The organism is Streptomyces sp. NPDC020747 (assembly GCF_044334695.1).
In the GTDB taxonomy this organism is placed as follows: domain Bacteria; phylum Actinomycetota; class Actinomycetes; order Streptomycetales; family Streptomycetaceae; genus Streptomyces.
This window is the reverse complement of the sequence record NZ_JBIRTJ010000007.1, coordinates 380,149-398,431: the sequence shown is the minus strand read 5'-3', so window position 1 is coordinate 398,431 and position 18,283 is coordinate 380,149. Positions and strand designations below refer to the sequence as shown.

Here is an 18,283-nt window from a genome sequence, read left to right as displayed (position 1 = left end):
ATCGGATTCGCGACTAGATTCGGTTCATGGCGGACACAAAGCGGGAGATCGAGCGTAAATACGAAGCCGATGAGAGCGCCGGACTGTCGGATCTGCCGGACCTGACACGGGTCTCCGGCGTCTCGGCCGTCATCGACAAGGGCGTCGCCGAACTCGACGCGACCTACTACGACACGCCCGATCAACGGCTCGCCGCCGCGTCGCTCACCCTGCGCCGCCGCACCGGAGGCGACGACGCGGGCTGGCACCTGAAACTGCCGGTCTCCGAGGGCGTACGGGACGAGATCCACGCCCCGCTCTCCGACACCGTGCCCCGGACGCTCAGCGGCCTTGTCCGCTCCCGGGTGCGCGACGCCGAACTGGTCCCCGTCGTCCGGCTCCAGTCGGCCCGCGACATCCGCCACCTCGTCGACGAGTCCGGGGGCCTGCTCGCCGAGGTCAGCGTCGACCGCGTACACGCCGAGCGGCTCAGCGGCGGCGACGGGACCGCCGAATGGACCGAGATCGAGGTCGAGCTGGCCGACGACGGCGACCCCGCCTTCCTCGACAAGGTCGAGAAGAAACTCCGCAAGGCCGGCGTCTCCCGCTCCAAGTCCGCGTCCAAGCTGGCCAGGGCCCTCGGGGAGACGGGCCAGGCACCCCGTAAACAGGCCGTGGTGGAGGCGGCGCCTGTCACCTCGGGCGACCACGTCCTCGCGTACGTCCGGACCCAGCGCGACGCGATCATCGAGCTCGACCCCGCCGTCCGGCGCGACGTCTACGACTCCGTGCACAGCATGCGCGTCGCCACCCGCCGGATGCGCAGCGCCTTCCGCTCGTACGGGAAGATCCTGGACCGGGCCGTCACCGACCCGATCGGCGACGAGCTGAAGTGGCTCGCAGGGGAGCTGGGCGTCGACCGCGACCAGGAGGTCCTGACCGAGCGGCTGACGGCGGCCCTCGACGCACTCCCGCGCGCCCAGCTCATCGGGCCCGTCCGCACCCGGCTGCGCACCTGGTCGCACGCCCGCCGCTCGGGCTCCCGGCGTCGGCTGATCGCGGTCCTGGACGGGCGGCGGTACCTGGACCTGCTCACCGCCCTCGACACGCTCCTCGCCACCCCGCCGCTGCTCAAGGCCGCCTCGGGCGACCCGGAGAAGGCGATCTCCAAGGCCGTACGCAAGGACTTCGACAAGCTGTCCGGCCTGGTCACGGAGGCCATCGAGCTGCCGCCCGGGCCCGACCGCGACCTCGCGATCCACGAGGCCCGCAAGAAGGCCAAGCGCACCCGGTACTCGGCGGAGGCGGCCACCCCCGCACTCGGCAGACCCGCGAAGAGCCTGACGGGCGACATGAAGTCCCTGCAGAACCTGCTCGGCGAGCACCAGGACAGCGTCATGGCCCGTGAGGCCCTGCGCGACGTCGCGACCCAGGCGCACGCGGCGGGCGAGAACGCCTTCACGTACGGGGTGCTGTACGGGCGTGAGGAGCGGGCGGCGGAGGGCGTCGAGGCCGGGCTGCCGGGGGCGTGGGAGACGATCCGGGGCGGGACCGCTCTCTGACCCGGCCGAGGGGTGGCCCGGGGCACGTTAGGCTGGATGGTCACCCCTGTCGGATCTCACCCCACCAAAGGTTTGCGAGATGTCTGCCGAAGTCGCTGCATCGGTGTTCCCGCAGCTCGAAGCTCTGCTCCCGCATGTGCAGAAGCCGATCCAGTACGTCGGCGGAGAGCTCAACTCCACGGTCAAGCCCTGGGAGACCACTGACGTCCGCTGGGCACTCATGTACCCGGACGCGTACGAGGTCGGACTTCCCAACCAGGGTGTCATGATCCTTTACGAGGTCCTGAACGAGCGCGAGGGCGTCCTCGCCGAGCGCACGTACAGCGTGTGGCCGGACCTGGAGGAGCTGATGCGCGAGCACCGGGTCCCGCAGTTCACGGTGGACAGCCACCGCCCGGTGAAGGCATTCGACGTGTTCGGTCTGTCCTTCTCCACGGAGCTGGGCTACACGAACATGCTGACCGCCCTGGACCTGGCGGGCATCCCGCTGGAGTCCAAGGACCGGACGCTCGACGACCCGATCGTGCTGGCCGGCGGCCACGCCGCCTTCAACCCCGAGCCGATCGCCGACTTCGTCGACGCGGTGATCATCGGTGACGGCGAGCAGGCCGTGCTCGACATGACCGACATCATCCGCGCCTGGAAGGCGGAGGGGCAGCCGGGCGGCCGCGAGGAGGTCCTGTTCCGCCTCGCGAAGACGGGCTCGGTGTACATCCCGGCGTTCTACGACGTCGAGTACCTGTCGGACGGCCGTATCGCCCGCGTGGTCCCGAACAAGTCGGGCGTCCCGTGGCGGGTGTCGAAGCACACGGTCATGGACCTGGACGAGTGGCCGTACCCGAAGCAGCCCCTCGTGCCGCTGGCCGAGACGGTCCACGAGCGCATGTCGGTGGAGATCTTCCGCGGCTGCACGCGCGGCTGCCGCTTCTGCCAGGCGGGCATGATCACCCGCCCGGTGCGCGAGCGCTCCATCACGGGCATCGGCGACATGGTGGAGAAGGGCCTGAAGGCGACAGGCTTCGAGGAGGTGGGCCTGCTGTCCCTGTCCTCGGCGGACCACTCGGAGATCGGCGACATCGCGAAGGGCCTGGCGGACCGGTACGAGGAGGACAAGATCGGCCTGTCCCTCCCGTCGACCCGCGTGGACGCCTTCAACGTGGACCTGGCGAACGAACTGACGAGGAACGGCCGGCGCTCGGGCCTGACGTTCGCCCCCGAGGGCGGCTCGGAACGCATGCGCAAGGTCATCAACAAGATGGTCTCGGAAGAGGACCTGATCCGTACGGTCTCCACGGCGTACGGCAACGGCTGGCGCCAGGTGAAGCTCTACTTCATGTGCGGCCTGCCGACGGAGACGGACGAGGACGTCCTCCAGATCGCGGACATGGCGACGAAGGTGATCGCCGAGGGCCGCAAGGTCTCCGGCCAGAACGACATCCGCTGCACGGTGTCGATCGGCGGCTTCGTCCCCAAGCCCCACACGCCCTTCCAGTGGGCGCCCCAGCTCTCGGCGGAGGAGACGGACGCCCGCCTCGGCAAACTCCGCGACAAGATCCGCGGCGACAAGAAGTACGGCCGCTCCATCGGCTTCCGCTACCACGACGGCAAGCCGGGCATCGTGGAGGGCCTGCTGTCACGCGGCGACCGCCGCATCGGCGCGGTCATCCGCGCGGTCTACGAGGACGGCGGCCGCTTCGACGGCTGGCGCGAGCACTTCTCGTACGACCGCTGGATGAAGTGCGCGGAGAAGACGCTCCCCGCCTTCGGCCTGGACGTCGACTGGTACACGACCCGCGAGAAGACGTACGAGGAGGTCCTCCCCTGGGACCACCTCGACTCCGGCCTCGACAAGGACTGGCTCTGGGAGGACTGGCAGGACTCCCTCGACGAAACAGAGGTCGAGGACTGCCGGTGGACACCTTGCTTCGACTGCGGGGTGTGCCCGCAGCTCGACCTCGACATCCAGATCGGCCCGACGGGCAAGAAGTTGCTGCCGCTGACGGTCAAGAAGGATGCTGCGGCCAGCGGTCACACGCACTGACGTGAGTGAGGCGTTGGGGCGCATCGTGGGGGCGCTGGGGGACGGCAGCGGCAGCGAGGAGGCGGCTGCCGCCCTCAAGACGCTCGGCGCTCAGAGCGGACGGCAGGGGATCGTGAAGGAGGCGCCGAGAACGCCGCTCCCGCCTCCTGGGGGCCCGACGACCGTCCAGTCAGAGGTGGAGTGGGTCTGAGGGGCTGACGGCCTGGGAGGTGGCCGTACCCGGCGGCCGTCGCCCGAGTGGCTGCCCTCAGCTCGCGGGGTGTCTTCCGGCAGCGGGTCTCCCCATCGTCCAGATGAGCTAACTAGGGCAAGCGTCAGCCGTCCTGAGCCCATTTTCGGTCGTACCGTCCGCACGCGGCATGAATCATCTCGCCGATCGCCAGGATTACAGGCATGGCGACTTCGGGGGCGAAAAGCAGTCTGCTGGGCGGTCTGGGGCACTGGTGGGGTGTCTTGGCCGGCGCCCTTCTCATTGCCGCATGGATCAACGAAGCAGCAGGTCCAGCAGTGATCGTCGCCCTCTCCGCCGCAGTGCTTCTCTGGTCCTTCTTCCAAGCCCCGGTGACCTGCGGGGCTCCGACCAGAGGACGGACCGACGGTTGCCGCAACAACGCGACCGGCATCCTCATGGGCTGCCACATCCATCAACACCGCTGGCAGAAGCTCAAAATGTTGATCCTCCGGCGACAAGTGCGCGAGTTCTGCTCCGGACTGTTCTCCGACGGCAAGGCCGCTCTGGTCACACTCGCAGCAGCAGGCAGCTTCCTCTCCGGACTGGTAGCGCTCATTCCTGGTGTCGCTGTCCGGTGACCCAACAGGTCACATGACAGCACAGACGGCGTCGAGCATGTCTTGCCAGTGGCTTTGGGCGAGGGCGAACCATGCTTCGATCTCCCACGCCCAAGCCATGATCTCGCCGTGTCCAGCCTCGTTGCCGATCCGGAGCGCTGCGGCCTTGCTGAGGTTGGCGGTTTCCCGCTGGCCTCGGTCGTACTGCACGCAGGCGTTCAGGAGGAACAGCCATCCGGCGTCAACGAGAAGTTCCCGGTGCTCTCGGGCCCTCCGGCACGGAGATTCGCCCTCCTCACGCTTGCCGAGTACGTCCTTGAACACGTCCAGGCATGGAGAGCCCGATAGCCAGCGCCGCTTGACGAATTCCGTCGTGGAGAATCAGTCGGTCGTGAGCGAGAGCTCTCGCACGAGCGGGTATCCGATCGCTGCCTCCTCCTGCGCGACATCCTCGACGGACGCCTTGGGGTTGAGACTGGCGATCAGGGCCCAGTCGAGTGGGGGAGGACGGCAGCGAGGAAGATGTGGCTGCCGTCCTGAGGGCGCTAGGTGCTTGGGGTGGACGGCAGGGGATCGTGCGGGAGGTGCCGAGGACGCCTCTGCCGCCTCCTGGGGGCTCGACAAGTGTCCAGTCCGAGGTGGAGTCGGTCTAGCGCGAAGCTCCTCGTGGGAGCCTGGACGGCATGGGGGAAGTGTCGGCCGACCAGGCTGTCCGGAGGTTTCTGTCGACGATTCGTGTAGGCGGTCTCTGCCGGGGGACGGTTGCGGAGATCAATCGGTCTGGGCTGTCGGTGACCTTGGACGGCTTCGCCGCGCGCCCGCTGGGGGTGGTGGGGCCGTTGGATGGTCCATGGCTTCGACGCCCGGGTGAGGGTATGGAGGTCGGGCAGCGGATCACTGCCGAGGTGATCGCCGTTGACTCCGCCGAGGGCCAGGTTCTCCTGTCGACGGCGGCCACCGAGCACCGGGAACTCTGGATGTTCCTCAAGCGCCTTCAACCCGGCGAGATCCTGTCCGGTACGGTCGCGGCGATCGAGAGTTTCGGCGTGTTCATCGCGCTGGACGACGGCCCTGAACACCCGGTCTTTCCTGGGGTCGGCTTCATCACCTTTCCCGAGTTGTCCTGGCGGCGCTTCGAAGATGCTTCGGATGTCGTTGAGGTCGGACAGCGTGTGTCGTGCGAGTTCCTACAGTTCGACACATGGAATGGGGAGGCCCGGCTGTCCCTGCGAGCGCTGCAGCCGGACCCCTTCGCGATGTTCACCGAAGGCACCGAGGTGGGCCAGATCCTGCGTGGCCGGGTCACCAAGCTGATCCCGTTCGGCGCCTTCGTTCAGGTCGCCGACGGGATTGAGGGACTGGTTCATCTGAGCGAGCTCGCATGGGCGCCGGTGGAAGCTCCGGCGGAGGTCGTACAGGTCGCCGACGAGGTCTCGGTCGTGGTCATGGAAGTCGATGTGGAGCGGCGCAGGGTGGTGCTTTCCCTGCGGCGGGCCTGAGGCTGCTCTGGTGCGGACTGTGCCCGCAGATGGACACTTCCATCCAAATCGGCCCCACGGGCAAGAAGCTGCTCCCACTGACGGTCAAGAAGGCCTCTGCGGCGAGTGGGCACGTTCACTGACGTGGGTGAGGTGCTGCGGCGCGTTGTAGAGGTGCTGGGGGACGGCGGCGCGGAAGAGGAGGCTGCCGGCCCCTGGAGACGCGGTCGCTGTCGTCTGGGTGGCCGCTCTCGGTTCGCGTGGTGCCTTCCGACTTTCTGGCGTGGCGGTATCCGCTGCGGAGGAGGCGGCCATGCAGGCGAGTGAGCCGCCTGCGGGTGGGCCACGGGGGAGCGGTCCTCGGTGGGGTCGCTCCGCACACACTCCGTGCGCCTCCCGGAAGTGGGGGGAGTGCCGGGCGATCGCGCACTAGAGTCGTCTGGTTACGGTCAGTTGTGGGGTCGGGGTTCGGTGGCAGGGCCTCGGAGTTGTGGGGGAGGGCCTGTAGAGCATGAGTCGTCGCTCCAATGGGTTGGTCGGGATCTGGGCCGAGGTGCAGCGGCAGCAGCAGCGTCAGGTGGAGGAGCGGGCGCGGCAGGAGAGGGAGTTCGAGCGGCGGCAGCGGTCCCAGCAGAGGGAGTTGGCGCGCAGCCGGCGTGAGCATCAGGCCGCGTACCGGCAGCAGCGGGAGGCCGACGCGAGGCGGCGTACCGAGGAGTTGGACGCGCGGGTCGAGTCCTTGCGGGGGCTGTTGGCCGCCGGGTGCCGGGCGCCGGTTTTCGGGACCGCGCAACTCGCCCGCGCTGAGCAGGTGGAGCCCTTCGCGCCCGGGCCGCTGGCGCATCCGAGGCCGATGCCCGATCCGAACCAGTATCAGGCGCAGGGCGGTTGGGGGCTCGGTGCCGGCCGTCGTGCCCAGGCCCAGGCGGAGGCGCGCGCCCGGTTCGAGCGCGACTGGCAGGCGGCGCAGGCCGCCGAGGGTCAGCGCCTGCAGCAACTGGCCGCCTACCAGCGGCAGTACGAGCAGTGGGCCGACGCCCGGCTGAGTGAGATCCGTCAACACAACGCCGGTGTCGCCGAGATGGCGGCCGGGCTCCGCGACGGTGACCCCGAGGCAGTGGTGGAGTACTTCTCCGCGGCCCTCTACGCCTCGTCCGCGTGGCCCGAGGACCTGCCGCGCCAGGTGACGGCCGCGTACGACCCGCCCGCGCGACAGCTGGTGCTCAACTGGGAGCTGCCCGGGTACGACGTCGTACCCGAGGTGAAGCTGGTGCGGTACATGCCCGGCGCCGACCAGGACAAGGAAGCGCCCCGGCCGGCTGCCCAGCGCCGCGCCCTGTACCGGGACGTGCTCGCGCAGTGCGTACTCCTCGTCCTGCACGATCTCTTCGCGGCGGACGAGTTCGGGGCGCTGGAGTCCGTGGCGCTCAACGGGTTCGTCGACGACCACGACCCGGCGACGGGCAGACAGGCGCGGATCTTCCTGGCCACGGTCATGGCGTCCCGCTCCGTCTTCACGGGACTCCGTCTGGAGCAGGTCAGCGCCGTCGACTGCCTGGTGGACGGGTTACGGGGACAGCTGTCGGCACGGCCCGACCAGCGTGCGGTCGTACGGCCCGGCCGGCGGCCCGAGGACGTCGGCAACGGCGTCGTCACCCACGGGGGCGACGAGGAGCCGGATCTGTACGAGATGGACCCGGTCGCCTTCGAGTCGCTGGTCGCGGAGCTGTTCCGGGCCATGGGCATGCAGGCCGTGACGACCCAGCGGTCGAACGACGGCGGTGTCGACGTCGACGCGCTGGACCCGACGCCGATCCGGGGCGGCAAGATCGTCGTGCAGGTGAAGCGCTATCGCAACACCGTGCCGCCCACCGCCGTCCGCGACCTGTTCGGCACGGTCCAGGACGCGGGCGCCAACAAGGGGGTACTCGTCACCACCTCCGGCTTCGGCCCCGGTTCGCACACCTTCGCCAACGGCAAACCCCTGGAACTCGTCGCCGGCAACGAACTCGTCGACCTCCTGCACCGGCACGGGCTGCGCGGGCGGCTCGGGAACTCCGGCAGCCCGATTCCCGCCCAGCGCACACCGGAAGGACGTGCACCGGACGCGCCGGATTCACCGGACGCCGAGGGTGGGACGGACGAGTACAACAGGCTGGGCATGTTCTGGACCGGCCAGGTCGCCCTGGACGTCTGCGCGCTCGTCTGCCACGGCAACCGCGTGCTGAGCGACGAGCACTTCGTCTTCTTCAACAACTCCCGGACACCGGACGGTACGGTCCGCGCGCTCGCCGCCGCCGCACCCGACAAGGCCGCGATCCGCGTGTCCTTCGACGCGTTGCCCGAGCGGGCCGACCGCCTCGTCCTCGTCGCCGCGGTCGACCCCGAGGTCAATCCCGAAGCGGATCTCTCCGGCTTCACAGAGGCGGGCATCCGGCTGTCGGACGCCTCGGGAACCGAGTTGGGCCGCCTCGACGTGTCCGACGGCCGGGCCGACGAGACCGCGCTGGTCCTGGGTTCCTTCCGCCGTCGGGCCGGCGGCGACTGGGACTTCGTGCTCGGCGGCAAGGGGTACCGCGGCGGCCTGGAGGAACTGATCCGGGAGTACGGGATCGACGTGGACCGACCCGCCACCGGTTGAGGGAAAAAGTCCTGGCCCGGGCCCTGCGCGGGGCGCCACAATGACGTGATGTCACCGCAGCTCGTAAGCCCTGATGTCCGGTTCCGGATCCCCTTCCTCGACGCCGTGCGCGAAAACGTGGCCGAGGGTGAGTACTTCGGCGACACCCTCAAGCGGGAGCTCGCCGTGTACGGCGACAACTGGCCGGAGCCGGACGGCTTCGCGCGCTATGTCGCGGCGGTCCGTGAGGAGGAGCTGGAGGAGGGGCGGCGGCCCGAGGGCTTCGTACCGAGCAGCTGGTTCTGGTACGTGGACGGGGACGACTATCTGGGCCGGATCCAGATACGGCACCGGTTCACCCCGCATCTGCGCGACTTCGGCGGCCACATCGGCTACGGCGTACGGCCGACGGCGCGCAGAAAGGGGTACGCCACGGCCATGCTCCGGGACGTTCTGCCGCACGCGCGTGACCTCGGGCTCGACCGGGTCCTCGTCACCTGCGACACCACCAACATCGGTTCCCGCAAGGTGATCGAGGGCAATGGTGGAGAGTTCGAGGACGAACGGGGCGGAATGCTGCGGTTCTGGATCCGTACGGGCCATTGATGCGTCCTCGTCGATATGGACCTGGAGAAGTCGCCGCCGCCCGTGCCGCGTGAGTCGCCCGCACCACATGGGACGCCTGTGCCGCGTGAGGCTCCCGCGCAGCCCGTGGCCGCCGTGGCATCCGGTGCGCACGGTGTGCCCGTGCGGCGGCAGGACGCCGCTCCCGAGGGCTGTCTCGCCGTCGCGATCCGTATCCCGGTGCGGATCGTGGTGCTGGTGCTGGTCGTGCCGGTACGGATGGTGTGGGACGCGCTGGTCGTCGGCGGGCGTTTCCTCAAGGACACGCTGCTGAGGCCCCTGGGGCGGGCGGTCGCGTGGGTGTTCGCGCCCGTCGGACGGGCCTTCGTGTGGCTGGTCGAGGGGATCGCGACCGTCGTCGCGTGGCTGCTGACCGGCCTCGGGTACGCCCTGTCGTGGCTGGGCAAGCTGGTCTTCGTCTGGCCGTGGGTGGGGCTGTGGCGGTACGTGGCCGTGCCGCTGGGCCGCGCCCTGGCCTGGCTCGGGAACGTGCTGCTCGCCGTGCCCGCCGTCTGGCTGTACGAGCGCGTGCTGACGCCCTTCGGGCACGGAGTGGTGTGGGCGCTGCGGGGGATCGGGGCCGGGTGCGCCTGGCTGTGGCGGGTGTCGGTCGTCGCTCCCGCGGTCTGGCTGTACCGGGCGCTGCTCGCACCGACCGGGCGGGGGTTCGCCTGGGCCGCGCTGGGGCTGTGGGGCGCCATCACATGGGTCGGCCGCGGTGTGTGGGCATGCGTGACATGGGTTTCCCTGGGCCTCTGGGTCGGTGTCGTATGGGCCGCGAGTGGCGTGTGGTCCGGTGTCGTGTGGGTCTCCCGTGGCCTGTGGGCCGGCATGACATGGATCGGCGGAGGGCTGTGGGCCGCCATGACATGGGTGGGGCGTGGGATCTGGGCAGGAGCGGCCTGGATCGCCATGGTCGTCGGGACGCTCCTGCGGTGGATCTTCGTCGTGCCCGCGGTCGCCCTGTGGCGCTGGGTGCTGGCGCCCGTCGGGCGGGGCATCGCCGTCGTCGCGCGGGAGATCGGCGAAGCCCTCGGACACGCGTGGCGCGTCGCCGGGTACATCTCGCTCGCCGTCGGACGCTTCCTCGGGCGACTCTTCCGGTGGATCTTCGTGGAGCCGGTGCGATGGGCGTACAGGAGCGTGCTCACCCCCGTCGGACACCTCGTACGGGACGCCGTCTGGCGGCCCGCGGCGGAGGCCGCCCGGAGCGTGGGCCGTACCACCCGACAGGTCCTGGCGAGCGCCCGTGAGACGGCGCGGCAGACCCGGGCCGACATCCGGCGCATGCTGTTCGGAGCGCCGCGCGAACCCGAGCCCGCCGTCCTGGCCGAGCCCCGGCACGAGCCCGGGCCGGGGCGCCCGGTCAAGCCGGGCGGCGGCCTGCGGTCCGGGCCGGACGCCTCCCGAGGGGAACCTGTCGGCGCCGAGGCACGTACTCTAGGTAGCAGTACGACCGCTCTCACGAAGGACTGAACGACACTGGGCAAGCGACAGCCCGAAGGCCCGCCGCCCGCACCCGCGGTGCAGCGCATCCGACTGCGTTACACCAAGCGCGGCCGCCTCCGGTTCACCAGCCACCGCGACTTCCAGCGTGCTTTCGAGCGTGCGCTGCGCCGCGCCGAGGTGCCCATGGCGTACTCGGCGGGGTTCACCCCACACCCGAAGGTGTCGTACGCCAATGCCGCACCCACCGGCACGGGCAGTGAGGCCGAGTACCTGGAGATCGCGCTCACCCACGCGCGCGACCCCGAGAAGCTGCGACTGCTCCTCGACGAGTCGATGCCCGTCGGGCTCGACATCATCGACGCCGTGGAGGCCCGTACGTCGGGTCTCGCCGACCGGCTCACCGCGTCCGTATGGGAGCTGCGCCTCGACGGCGTGACCCCCGAGGACGCGGAGCGCGCGGTCGACGCCTTCACGTCGGCCGAGGCCGTCGAGGTCCAGCGCAGGACGAAGAACGGCATGCGCACCTTCGACGCCCGCGGCGCCGTCGCGAGCCTGGAGGCGCGTACAGCACAACCAGAGGCGCACACAGCACAACCCGAGGCACAAAAGTCACAGTCTGAGACGCACAGTCCACAGCCTGATAGGCCGACCGACCAGGCCTGTGCGATACTGCGGCTGGTTGTTCGGCACGTGACGCCTGCCGTTCGACCTGACGACGTCCTGTCCGGTCTCCGAGCTGTGGCCGACCTGGCGCCGCCGGTCCCCGCAGCGGTGACCAGGCTGGCGCAGGGGCTTTTCGATGAAGAGACCGGCACGGTGACCGACCCGCTCGCGCCCGACCGCGAGGCAGTGGCTGCCGCCTCAGATGCTTTTCCTGGGGACGCGACCGCTGCCGCCGCGAAGGCGCCGGCGTAAGGAAGGTCCCGCGTAAGGACGTACGTCGAAGCGCAGCCCTCGTATCCGGGAGCCACCTGGGTCGGGCAGCGCACCGACCAGAAGACTTTCGCCAGGCCGTACGCACACATGGCGTACGGAACCGGCGAGACAGGACACAGAGAGCTCCCGTGCGGCGCCCGCGCCCCGGACGGCGGCACCGCGCATCGCGCGAGCCGCGGACGTCACCGGATCCGCGGCGCCCGGGAGCCTGACGGGAGATCCACCCGCATGCTCGAACCGACCGAACCCGCTGAGCCGTCCAAGGGCTCCGAGAACAGCACCCCCAGCGACACCCTGCCGCCGCGCAGGCGTCGTCGCGCCGCGTCCCGCCCCGCGGGACCGCCCGTCGGGAACACCGAGGGCGAGAGCGTGGCCGAGACCACCGCGCCGGCCATACCGGCCGTGAACTCCACCGATCTCGCGACCGACCTCGCGACGGAGGAGCCGGAGGAGACCGAAGAGGCGGCCGCGGCCGCCGAAGCGGCGACCACCGAGAAGGCGGTCACTGAGGTCACTGAGACGTCTGTCACCGACGAGCCGGCCGCCGAGGAGGCTGCCGCCGCGCCGCGTACCCGCCGTCGGGCCACCCGTCGGGCGTCCGCTCCCGCCGGTGCGCCGCAGGCCGTCGGGACCGCGCAGAGCGCTGGGTCCGACGCGACCGTCGTGACCGAAGAGGCCGTCGCCGCCGCCCCTGCCGTACAGGCGGAGCCCGAGACGCCCGCCGCCGAGCCCGTGGCCGAGGAGGCCGCTGCGGCGCCGCGTACCCGCCGTCGGGCCACGCGCCGCGCCACCGCACCCGCCGGTGCGCCGACGGAGACCGAGGCCCCGGCCCCAGTGGCCGCTGAGGCTGTTGTGACCCCTGTGTCCGACGAGGCCACCGAGCCCGTTGCCACGGAGGAGGCGCCGGCCGTCGAGGCCGAGGACGCCGCCCCCAAGGGCCGTACCCGCCGTCGGGCCACCCGTCGGGCCACCGCACCCACCGGTGCGCCGCAGGCCGAGGCCGAGACGCCCGCGACGGTGCCCGCCGAGACCCCCACCGCGACCGAGCCCGTCGAGGCCGATGTCCGCGACGAGCGCAGGGAGGCCCCCGTGGCCGCTGCCAAGAACGACCGGGCCCTTGAGGCCGACACCACCGACGACGCCGAGGACGGCGCCCCGCGCCGCGCCCGCCGCCGTGCCACGCGCAAGGCCGCCGGAGGCTTCGCAGCGCCGCCCGCGCCGCCCAAGAGCGCGGAGTCCGAGGCGGATGCCGCGCGGCGCCCCGCGCGGCCCTCGGTCGCCGTGTTCCAGGCGCCCGTGTTCACCGAACCGATGTTCCAGACGCCGGAGCGCGCCGCGGCTGCCGCCGCCGCTGCCGAGACCACCGAGGAGCCCGAGGACGTCGTGGAGCCGGTCCAGGAGACCGCCCCCGTCGCCGAGGAGGAGACCGGCGGATCGCGCAGGCGCCGTCGCGGCAGGAAGGCCGAGGAGCCGGCCGCCCCCGTGGCCCAGGCCCCCGAGCCCGAGGAGGAGCCGGTCGACGAGGAGTCCGCGGAGGACACCGCCGACGACTCCGCCGAGGGTGACGACGGCGAGGAGACCGGTTCGCGCCGTCGGCGCCGTCGTGGCGGCCGTCGCCGCCGTCGTGGCGAGTCCGCCGAGTCGGACGGCGACTCGGCCGACGGTGACGACTACGCCACCGAGCAGTCAGAGCGGTCCGAGCAGGCTGCCCAGGACACCGAGGACACCGCCGAGCAGACGGAAGAGGACGCCGAGGACGAGCGCGAGGAGGCGGGCGGCTCCAGCAGCAGCCGTCGCCGTCGCCGCCGTCGTCGCCGCGCCGGTGACTCGTCCGGCGAGGCCGAGACGAGCGACAACGACCCCGAGCGCACGGTCGTCAAGGTCCGTGAGCCGCGCAGCAAGAAGGAAGAGCGGTCCGACGCCTCGGACGAGGTGCAGTCCATCAAGGGCTCGACCCGCCTGGAGGCCAAGAAGCAGCGCCGCCGCGAGGGGCGCGAGCAGGGCCGCCGCCGCGTTCCGATCATCACCGAGGCCGAGTTCCTGGCCCGCCGTGAGGCCGTCGAGCGCGTGATGGTCGTCCGCCAGAGCGGCGAGCGCACCCAGATCGGCGTCCTGGAAGACAACGTGCTCGTCGAGCACTACGTCAACAAGGAGCAGTCGACCTCGTACGTCGGCAACGTCTACCTGGGCAAGGTCCAGAACGTGCTGCCGTCGATGGAGGCCGCCTTCATCGACATCGGCAAGGGCCGCAACGCCGTGCTGTACGCCGGTGAGGTCAACTTCGAGGCGCTGGGCATGGCCAACGGCCCCCGCCGCATCGAGGCCGCGCTGAAGTCGGGCCAGTCGGTCCTCGTGCAGGTCACCAAGGACCCGATCGGCCACAAGGGCGCCCGCCTCACCAGCCAGGTGTCCCTCCCCGGCCGCTACCTGGTCTACGTGCCCGAGGGCTCGATGACCGGCATCAGCCGCAAGCTGCCCGACACCGAGCGGGCGCGTCTGAAGACCATCCTCAAGAAGATCGTCCCCGAGGACGCGGGCGTCATCGTGCGCACCGCCGCCGAGGGCGCGAGCGAGGACGAGCTGAGCCGTGACGTCGAGCGGCTGCAGGCGCAGTGGGAGGACATCCAGAAGAAGGCGAAGGGCGGCGGCGGTTCGAACGCCCCGACGCTGCTCTACGGCGAGCCGGACATGACCGTCCGCGTCGTCCGCGACATCTTCAACGAGGACTTCACCAAGGTCATCGTGAGCGGCGACGAGGCGTGGGACACCATCCACGGGTACGTCGCCCATGTCGCGCCCGACCTGGCCGACCGCCTGTCGAGGTGGACCTCCGAGGTCGACGTCTTCGCGACGTACCGGATCGACGAGCAGCTCGCCAAGGCGCTGGACCGCAAGGTCTGGCTGCCGAGCGGTGGTTCGCTGGTCATCGACAAGACCGAAGCGATGATCGTCATCGACGTCAACACCGGCAAGTTCACCGGTCAGGGCGGCAACCTCGAGGAGACGGTCACCAGGAACAACCTGGAGGCGGCCGAGGAGATCGTGCGCCAGCTGCGGCTGCGCGACCTCGGCGGCATCGTCGTCATCGACTTCATCGACATGGTCCTGGAGTCCAACCGCGATCTGGTGCTGCGCCGCCTCCTGGAGTGCCTGGGACGCGACCGTACGAAGCACCAGGTCGCCGAGGTGACCTCGCTCGGCCTCGTCCAGATGACCCGTAAGCGGGTCGGCCAGGGCCTGTTGGAGTCGTTCTCCGAGACCTGCGTCCACTGCAACGGCCGTGGCGTGATCGTGCACATGGAGCAGCCGACCTCCGCCGGAGGCGGCGGCAAGCGCAAGAAGCGCGGCCGTGGCGGCGCCGAGCAGACCCACGACCACGAGCACACGCACGAGACGGAGACGGCCGAGCCCGACGAGACGGAGGCCGAGGTCGCGGCGGAGGCCGCCGAGCCGGTCGCGCTGCCCGAGCCCGAGTTCGTACCGGACGAGGACCTCTACAGCAGTGCCGCCGAGGCGGAGGCCGCTGCCACGCGTGGCCGGTCGCGGCGCCGTGCAGGCAGGCGCGCGTCGGCCCCCGCGGGTGCGCCGAGGTCCGAGAGCCGTCGCTCCGAGCGCCGCTCGGAGGCTCCGACGGCCCAGTCCGTGACGTCGGAGGACGAGATCGAGCGTCCCGTGCAGCCCGAGCCGGCCGCCGTCGCGCAGGCCGAGCCCGTCGCCGCCGAGGACCCGGTGATCGAGGCCCCGGCCGCCGCGGCCCCCGCCGCCGAGGACGCCGCGCCCAAGGGGCGTACGCGCCGTCGGGCGACCCGCAAGGCCACCGCGCCGGCCGGTTCGCCCAAGGCCGCGGAGGAGACCGTGGTGACCGTCACCGAGCCGGTCGCCGCACCCGTCGAGCCCAAGGCGGAGCCGGTCGCCGAGCCCGAGCCGCAGCCCGCCACGGACAGCGCCGCCCCGCCGCGGGCACGCCGCCGTGCGGTCCGCAAGGCCACCGCTCCCACCGCGTCCGCGGAGACGGCCGTGATGGTCGTCCCCTCGGCTTCGGCGGAGTCTCCCGCGGAGGCCCGGACGGAGGCCGCCGAGGCCCCTGCCGAGGCACCCGCGGAGGCGTCCGGCGACGGAGAGGCCCCGGCCAAGAAGACGGCCCGTAAGGCGGCCAAGAAGGCGCCCGCGAAGAAGGCCGCCGCGAAGAAGACGACGACGGCCAAGAAGACGGCCGCCAAGAAGACCGTGGCCAAGAAGACGGCGAAGACCGCCAAGACGGCCGCGAAGTCGACGTCGAAGAAGACCGCGGCGGCGGAGCAGCAGACTCCGTCCACCGTCACGGCCTCCACCGACGAGGGCTGAGCACCCGCGTAACCGAAGACGCCCCCTGGCCCGCGGTCCGAACCGCAGGCCAGGGGGCGTTCGGCTGCTCGGACGACACTCCGTCAGGAGGACCGAACTGCCGTGAGGTACGCCCGATTTGGGGGCACCTGACACAGTTTCAGGAACATCAGGGTCATCACAATTACCCCCCGCCTCTTGGAAGGCGATCATCTACCTGTAAAACTCATGCAGTCATAGGCATGAACACACGGGTGCGCGTTGGGGAGAACGTTCACGCGTGTACAGGGGAGGGGATTGGGATGGCGCGCGTGCGCCTGACGGGCACTGGGCGACACCGTGCCGTAAGACCGGTCAAGGGTGGGCGGCAGGCTGTCGCGCTGGCCACGGTGCTGTCCGCGGCCGGTGTCCAGGCCATCACTTCGACGGGCACGGCTCAGGCCGTGGACAATCAGGCGTGGACCGAGGGGCCGATCTTCAACGACCCGCTCGGCACGGCCGACCAGCAGACCGCGATCCGTACGAGGCTCATCGAGCTGACGAACGCCGCGCTGCCCGGCTCCACGATCAAGGTCGCGGTCTACCACGTCTGGGAGGCCTCGGTCGTCAACGCGCTCGTGGCGGCCAAGAGCCGCGGCGTCGACGTCCAGGTGCTGCTCGACGAGTCCAGCGTCAGCGACCGCCCCACCAACACGGCGTACAGCACGCTGGCCTCGGGGCTCGGCACGGACCGTACGCAGAGTTCGTACGTCGCGACCTGTCCGGCGAAGAAGTCGTGTCTCGGCGACCCGAGGTTCGGGCAGTCGATCATGCACAACAAGTTCTGGCTGTTCTCGGCGGTCAAGGGCGCCACGAACGTGGTCGTCGAGACCACCTCGAACTCCACGCCGTCCGCGCACACGAAGTTCTTCAACGACGCGCTGCTGCTGCCGAACAACCCGACGATGTACGACGCGTACGCGGACTACTTCGACACGATGGTCGCGCGGGACTGGAAGTCCTGGAACTACCGCACGGTGAGCAACGGCCTCTACAAGGCGTACTTCTTCCCGCGGGCCGGCAACACCCGGGCCACCGACACGGTGTACTCGATCCTCAACAACGTGACCTGCAAGTACAAGGACACCGCGGGCGTCACGCAGTCGACCAAGGTCCGGGTGGCGATCTTCAAGATCACGCGGCTGGCCATCGCGGAGAAGCTGGTCTCGCTGAAGAAGGCCGGCTGCTCGGTGAGCATCGTCTACGCGGAGTCGGACAGCGCCAAGAGCAGCGGCGGCACCAAGGGCACGTGGGAGAAGCTGCACACCACCGGCGGCCCGACCGTGCGCTGCTACAACGACGACCGGGACCCGCTGAACCCGGGCCAGAAGCTGGCGACGCCGTACATCATCCACTCCAAGTACATCCTCATCGAGGGCATGTACGACGGCGTGAAGAACAAGGTCAGCTTCACCGGCTCCGGCAACTACACGGGCCCGGCGCTGCGCGAGAACGACGAGTCGATCGTGAAGGTCGACGACGACGCCGTGCACGACATGTACAAGGTCCACTTCGACCGGGTGGCGAGGGTGGCCTACCCGGGCACCGCGGACACCACGGACCTGTGCAAGGGCGTGAAGCCGCTGCCGGACGACGGTGAGAAGCCGACGACCTAGGGTTTGAGCCCCTGGCGGCTCGGTTTGACCCTATGGCCCAGGCCACCGTAACCTTGGCCCTCGGTGTGTTCACTGATGCACCGCATTCCCGTAAACCTCTTCCTCCCGGTGGCTCGCGCCCCGGGAGAGGCCGCCTGCTTTCCTCGGCGGCTGGACTGCGGGGATTCCGATTTCGAGCGAGAGAGAGATCCGCGTGTACGCCATCGTGCGCAGCGGTGGTCGCCAGCACAAGGTTGCTGTCGGCGACATCGTTGAGGTTGACAAGATTTCCACTGCCAAGGTTGGCGACACGGTCGAGCTCTCGACCCTGCTCGTTGTCGACGGCGACGCCGTGACCAGCGACCCCTGGGTCCTCGCCGGCATCAAGGTCCAGGCCGAGATCGTGGATCACCACAAGGGCGTCAAGATCGACATCCTTCGCTACAAGAACAAGACCGGCTACCGCCGTCGTCAGGGCCACCGCCAGCAGTACACGGCGATCAAGGTCACTGAGATCCCCGCGGCTGCGAAGTAAGGGACTGAGGAGAGATGGCACACAAGAAGGGCGCATCGTCCACCCGGAACGGTCGCGACTCCAATGCTCAGCGGCTCGGCGTGAAGCGCTTCGGCGGTCAGGTCGTCAACGCCGGTGAGATCCTGGTCCGCCAGCGCGGCACCCACTTCCACCCCGGCGCCAGCGTCGGCCGCGGCAAGGACGACACGCTGTTCGCCCTCGCCGCCGGTGCGGTGGAGTTCGGTACCCACCGTGGCCGCAAGGTCGTGAACATCGTTCCGGTCGCCTGACCGGATCTTTCGCGAGGCGGACCTCACTTCCCGTACGGGAAGCG

The 18,283-nt window shown here is 70.3% G+C and carries 14 protein-coding genes; 13 read left to right on the top strand and 1 reads right to left on the bottom strand.

The genetic code is table 11. From position 1 onward, the window contains the following. Positions 1-26: 26 nt before the first annotated feature. The 4 genes from ACH4YP_RS21220 to ACH4YP_RS21205 all read left to right on the top strand — a co-directional run bounded on the left by ACH4YP_RS21220 (position 27) and on the right by ACH4YP_RS21205 (position 4,392). Positions 27-1,541 carry a CHAD domain-containing protein gene (locus tag ACH4YP_RS21220; protein WP_398491764.1) on the top strand — a complete coding sequence of 505 codons (1,515 nt, stop codon included), beginning with the start codon at positions 27-29 and terminating at the stop codon, positions 1,539-1,541. A gap of 79 nt (positions 1,542-1,620) precedes the next feature. Then, positions 1,621-3,582, top strand: coding sequence for a TIGR03960 family B12-binding radical SAM protein (locus tag ACH4YP_RS21215; protein ID WP_398491762.1), 1,962 nt, complete (start codon positions 1,621-1,623; stop codon positions 3,580-3,582). 1 nt (position 3,583) lies between these two features. Then, positions 3,584-3,772, top strand: coding sequence for a hypothetical protein (locus ACH4YP_RS21210; protein WP_398491760.1), 189 nt, complete (start codon positions 3,584-3,586; stop codon positions 3,770-3,772). Positions 3,773-3,975: 203 nt separating this feature from the next. After that, the gene (locus ACH4YP_RS21205) at positions 3,976-4,392 is read left to right on the top strand and encodes a hypothetical protein (RefSeq protein WP_398491758.1); all 417 of its coding nucleotides are present in this window, start codon (positions 3,976-3,978) and stop codon (positions 4,390-4,392) included. Positions 4,393-4,401: 9 nt separating this feature from the next. Here ACH4YP_RS21205 and ACH4YP_RS21200 read toward each other — a convergent pair whose 3' ends face one another. Continuing rightward, positions 4,402-4,695 (bottom strand): hypothetical protein, encoded by a 294-nt coding sequence (locus ACH4YP_RS21200; RefSeq protein WP_398491756.1) that lies wholly within the window; start codon positions 4,693-4,695, stop codon positions 4,402-4,404. 359 nt (positions 4,696-5,054) lie between these two features. Between ACH4YP_RS21200 and ACH4YP_RS21195 the strand changes: the two genes are divergently transcribed. From ACH4YP_RS21195 to rpmA, 9 genes are all read left to right on the top strand, one after another. Next, positions 5,055-5,870, top strand: a complete 816-nt coding sequence (locus ACH4YP_RS21195; RefSeq protein ID WP_398491754.1) for a S1 RNA-binding domain-containing protein — start codon at positions 5,055-5,057, stop codon at positions 5,868-5,870. A gap of 490 nt (positions 5,871-6,360) precedes the next feature. Then, on the top strand, positions 6,361-8,490 hold the full coding sequence (locus tag ACH4YP_RS21190) for a restriction endonuclease (protein ID WP_398491752.1): 2,130 nt from the start codon (positions 6,361-6,363) through the stop codon (positions 8,488-8,490). A 48-nt stretch (positions 8,491-8,538) separates the two neighbouring features. Then, entirely contained in the window at positions 8,539-9,075 is a 537-nt protein-coding gene (locus ACH4YP_RS21185) for a GNAT family N-acetyltransferase (RefSeq protein WP_361059297.1), read from the top strand. Between the two features lie 15 nt (positions 9,076-9,090). Beyond that, entirely contained in the window at positions 9,091-10,569 is a 1,479-nt protein-coding gene (locus tag ACH4YP_RS21180) for a hypothetical protein (RefSeq protein WP_398491750.1), read from the top strand. Between the two features lie 48 nt (positions 10,570-10,617). Next, complete coding sequence (locus ACH4YP_RS21175; RefSeq protein WP_398491748.1) at positions 10,618-11,457, top strand: TIGR03936 family radical SAM-associated protein; 840 nt, start codon at positions 10,618-10,620, stop codon at positions 11,455-11,457. Positions 11,458-11,706: 249 nt separating this feature from the next. Next, a complete protein-coding gene (locus ACH4YP_RS21170; RefSeq protein WP_398491746.1) occupies positions 11,707-15,822 on the top strand; it encodes an Rne/Rng family ribonuclease in 4,116 nt (1,371 codons plus the stop codon). 281 nt (positions 15,823-16,103) lie between these two features. Then, positions 16,104-17,456, top strand: a complete 1,353-nt coding sequence (locus ACH4YP_RS21165) for a phospholipase D-like domain-containing protein (protein ID WP_398491744.1) — start codon at positions 16,104-16,106, stop codon at positions 17,454-17,456. Positions 17,457-17,649: 193 nt separating this feature from the next. Further along, entirely contained in the window at positions 17,650-17,970 is a 321-nt protein-coding gene (gene rplU / locus ACH4YP_RS21160) for a 50S ribosomal protein L21 (protein ID WP_006374708.1), read from the top strand. Between the two features lie 14 nt (positions 17,971-17,984). Beyond that, positions 17,985-18,239: a 50S ribosomal protein L27 gene (gene rpmA, locus ACH4YP_RS21155; RefSeq protein ID WP_006374707.1), complete on the top strand. Its 255-nt coding sequence runs from the start codon at positions 17,985-17,987 to the stop codon at positions 18,237-18,239. The last annotated feature ends 44 nt before the right edge of the window (positions 18,240-18,283 follow it).